The sequence below is a fragment of the Gemmiger formicilis genome (genome assembly GCF_016901605.1).
Lineage (GTDB): Bacteria > Bacillota > Clostridia > Oscillospirales > Ruminococcaceae > Gemmiger > Gemmiger formicilis_B.
On the sequence record NZ_JACJKP010000225.1, the window covers coordinates 1 to 3,628 of the forward strand.

Annotated in this window: 4 protein-coding genes; all 4 read left to right on the plus strand. The window is 52.2% G+C overall.

What is annotated here, in order from left to right:
• A partial coding sequence (locus tag H6B10_RS13225; protein ID WP_204652037.1) for a TIGR03960 family B12-binding radical SAM protein occupies nt 1-1,010 on the plus strand: 1,010 nt, incomplete at its 5' end.
• The gene (locus H6B10_RS13230) at nt 985-1,635 is read left to right on the plus strand and encodes a TIGR03936 family radical SAM-associated protein (RefSeq protein WP_204652038.1); all 651 of its coding nucleotides are present in this window, start codon (nt 985-987) and stop codon (nt 1,633-1,635) included. The genes H6B10_RS13225 and H6B10_RS13230, both read left to right, overlap by 26 nt.
• 183 nt (nt 1,636-1,818) lie before the next feature.
• A complete protein-coding gene (gene rpsB / locus H6B10_RS13235) occupies nt 1,819-2,547 on the plus strand; it encodes a 30S ribosomal protein S2 (RefSeq protein WP_204652039.1) in 729 nt (242 codons plus the stop codon).
• Between the two features lie 39 nt (nt 2,548-2,586).
• The gene (tsf, locus tag H6B10_RS13240; RefSeq protein ID WP_204652040.1) at nt 2,587-3,504 is read left to right on the plus strand and encodes a translation elongation factor Ts; all 918 of its coding nucleotides are present in this window, start codon (nt 2,587-2,589) and stop codon (nt 3,502-3,504) included.
• Nucleotides 3,505-3,628 lie beyond the last annotated feature (124 nt).

Genomic DNA, 3,628 nt, shown 5'->3' on the forward strand with positions numbered 1-3,628 from the left:
TCCGGGAACGCTCCCCGAAAATGATCAGTGACTGCGCCCGGGAACTTTGCCGCAACACCGGTTATGACGAATTGAGCCTTACCAGTTTGTCGACCTCCGACCATTCCCGCCTGGAAGAAATTCTGGATGAGTTGAACTCCTGGGCAGAAGCCGACCACGTCAGTCTGTCGCTTCCGTCGCTGCGTGTAGATAACTTCTCTCAGTCTATGGTCGAGAAAACCACGAAGGTGCGCAAAAGCGGCCTTACTTTTGCCGCCGAGGCCGGCACTCAGCGTCTGCGGGACGTTATCAATAAAAATGTTACCTGGGAGCAGATCGAGCGCGGCTGCCGGATCGCCTTCTCGGAAGGATACACCTCGGTCAAGCTGTATTTTATGATGGGACTGCCTACCGAAACGATGGAGGACATCAAAGGGATTGCCGATACTGCCCAAAAGGTCGTCGATCTGTTCTATCAGATCCCGGATCGGCCAAAAGGCAAGGGCGTTCAGGTTACCATCAGTGTGGCCTGTTTTGTTCCCAAACCGGACACGCCTTTCCAGTTCTGCGCACAGGACCGGCGCGAAACGCTGCGGGAAAAGCAGAAGTACCTGCTCAGCTGTGTGCATTCCCGTAAGATCAAAGTCAATTACCATGACAGTGCCACCAGTGTACTGGAAGGTGTTTTTGCCAAAGGTGACCGGCGTCTTGGGCGTGTGATTGAAACCGCTTTTGAAAATGGTGCTTTCTTTGATACCTGGGAAGAGTACTTTGATTATGACCGCTGGATGGACGCTTTTGCGGCCTGCGGTATTGATCCGGACTTTTACAACTACCGTTCTTTGGCACTGGATGAAGTGACACCGTGGAGCCATTTGGATGTGGGCGTCAGCCATGCACACTTGGTGCGTGAGTACCAGAAAGCGCTGAAAGCCGAAACAACGCAGCCCTGCAACCGCCAGTGCAGCGGATGCGGCGCCAATAAACTGCTGGGAGGGCCTTGTTTTGACTACAGTAAGGATCTTCTTTGAAAAGCGCGGCGAAGCCGCATATATTTCGCTGCTGGACCTGCAGCGCGTATTCCATCGGTTGCTGAAGATCAGCGGCCTCCCTGTTTGGTACACCCAGGGATTCAACCCGCACATTTACCTTTCTTTTTCCTGCCCGTTGTCGTTGGGGCAGGAAAGTCTGTGCGAAAGCTGTGAGGTGAAAACAGAGGCTGAAACCATCGATGCCGCTGCCTGGCAAAGCGCACTGCAGCCTTTGATGCCGCGGGGGATCACCGTTACCAAGGTGGCGCCCGCAATCGAAAAAGCAGGGGAGATCGAAACTGCTGCGTACCGGATTTTGATGCCGGCAGACAGCGCCCTGGTAATTGATGCGTACAACAATGCATCCGGTGCCGAAGTTGTCAAAAAAACAAAGCGTGGCCAGAAAACTCTGGATCTGAAACAATATTTGCCGCGCATCGAATATGCTGTCCTGGATGAACAACTTCAGTTTGATATTCTTCTGCCTTGTGGCTCTGGTGAAGCTCTGAACATCAACCCTTCTCTGTTGATGGAATATCTGCATGAACACGGTGGCGCTCCTGCATGGCAATGTGAAGTGCTTCGCACCCATTTATATACCAAGCAGGGGAAAGACTTTGCTTAAAGGTCATTTTTTACACGTTTTTGCAAAAAAAGCCCTTGCAATTTGAAAAAACGTGTGGTATTATACTACGGCAATACACACGCATTGCGTTGTTTTTTTGTGCCCATTTTTGCAAAAAGATGGGTTAGAAAACATAAAACGGAATGCGGAGGGTAAAACTAAATTTATTGGAGGAAACAAATTATGGCAGTCGTATCTATGAAACAGCTCCTGGAGGCCGGCGTTCATTTCGGTCATCAGACCCGTCGTTGGAACCCCAAGATGGCGAAGTACATCTTCACCGAGCGTAACGGTATCTACATCATCGACCTGCAGAAGACCGTAAAGAAGCTGGATGAGGCTTACAACTTTGTTCGCGACACCGCTGCTGAGGGCGGCGAGATCCTGTTCGTCGGCACCAAGAAGCAGGCTCAGGAGTCCATCCGCGATGAGGCTACCCGCTGTGGCATGCACTACGTCAACGCTCGTTGGCTGGGCGGCATGATGACCAACTTCCGCACCATCCGTAAGCGCATCGACCGTATGGAGCAGCTGAAGAACATGCAGGCTGACGGCACTTTCGACCTGCTGCCCAAGAAGGAAGTTGTCAAGCTCGAGCTCGAGATGGAGAAGCTGGACAAGTACCTCGGCGGTGTGAAGAACATGAAGAGCCTGCCCAAGGCTATGTTCATCGTTGATCCTCACAAGGAGCGTATCGCTGTTTCTGAGGCTCGCAAGCTGAACATCCCCATCGTCGCCATCGTCGATACCAACTGCGATCCCGATGAGATCGATTACGTGATTCCCGGCAACGATGACGCCATCCGTGCCGTCAAGCTGATCTCTGGCGCCATGGCCAATGCCGTTCTGGAAGGCAAGCAGGGCGTTCAGGAAGCTCCCGCTGCTGAAGCCGCTGAGAGCACCGAGGCTTGATCATAATTAAAGCGTAAAGACAGAAAGGACAAAAAGAACATGGCTATTTCTGCAAAAGACGTTATGGAACTGCGCCGTCAGACCGACTGCGGCATGATGGAATGCAAGAAGGCTCTCACTCAGGCTGAGGGTGACTTCGAAAAGGCTATCGAGATCCTGCGTGAGCAGGGCCTGGCTACCGCCAACAAGAAGGCTGGCCGTATCGCTGCCGAGGGTATGGTTTACGCTGTTTCCTTCGACAACTGCGCTGTTGTGGTTGAGGTCAATGCCGAGACCGACTTCGTTGCCAAGAACGATAAGTTTGTTGAATTCACCAAGGAACTGGCCAAGGTTGTTGCCGATCAGAACCCCGCCGACGTGGAGGCCCTGATGGCCTGCAAGATGGGTGAGGGCACTGTTGACGACGCTCTGAAGGCTCTGATCCTGGTCATCAAGGAGAACATCAAGGTTCGCCGTTTTGCTCGCTACGAGGGCCATTGCGCTGCTTATGTCCATGGCGGCGGCACCCATGGTGTCATCGTCAAGTTTGAGACCAGCGATGATGTTGCTGCTAAGGCTGAGTTTGCTGCTTTCGGCAAGGACATTGCCATGCAGATTGCTGCTGCGAACCCCAGCTATCTGAACGAGGCTGCTGTTCCGGCTGAGACTATTGCCAAGGAGAAGGAAATCATCCTCGCTCAGATGGCCAACGATCCCAAGACTGCCAACAAGCCCGATGCTATCAAAGAGAAGATGGCTATTGGCAAGCTGGGCAAGTTCTACAAGGAGAACTGCCTGGTGGATCAGGCCTTCATTAAGGACGGCAACATGGACGTTAAGAAGTACGTTGCTGACACTGCCAAGGCTCTGGGCGGCGATATTCAGATCGTTGCTTACACTCACTTTGTCAAGGGCGAGGGCCTGGAGAAGCGCAACGAGGACTTCGCTGCCGAAGTTGCTGCTGCCATGAAGCACTAATCTTTGTTCGGGGGCAAATTATCTTGTCCAAAAAGGCAATTTAATTTGTCAATGAAGTGAAATATAACGGAGTAATGTGGAGTTTTTGCTCGCACTGCTCCGTTATTTTTTTACCCTTTTTGCA

What these genes read in the sequence shown, in the direction of transcription:
- rpsB (WP_204652039.1), top strand. Translation starts at nt 1,819, where the DNA reads ATGGCAGTCGTATCTATGAAACAGCTCCTGGAGGCCGGCGTTCATTTC.
- tsf (WP_204652040.1), top strand. Translation starts at nt 2,587, where the DNA reads ATGGCTATTTCTGCAAAAGACGTTATGGAACTGCGCCGTCAGACCGAC.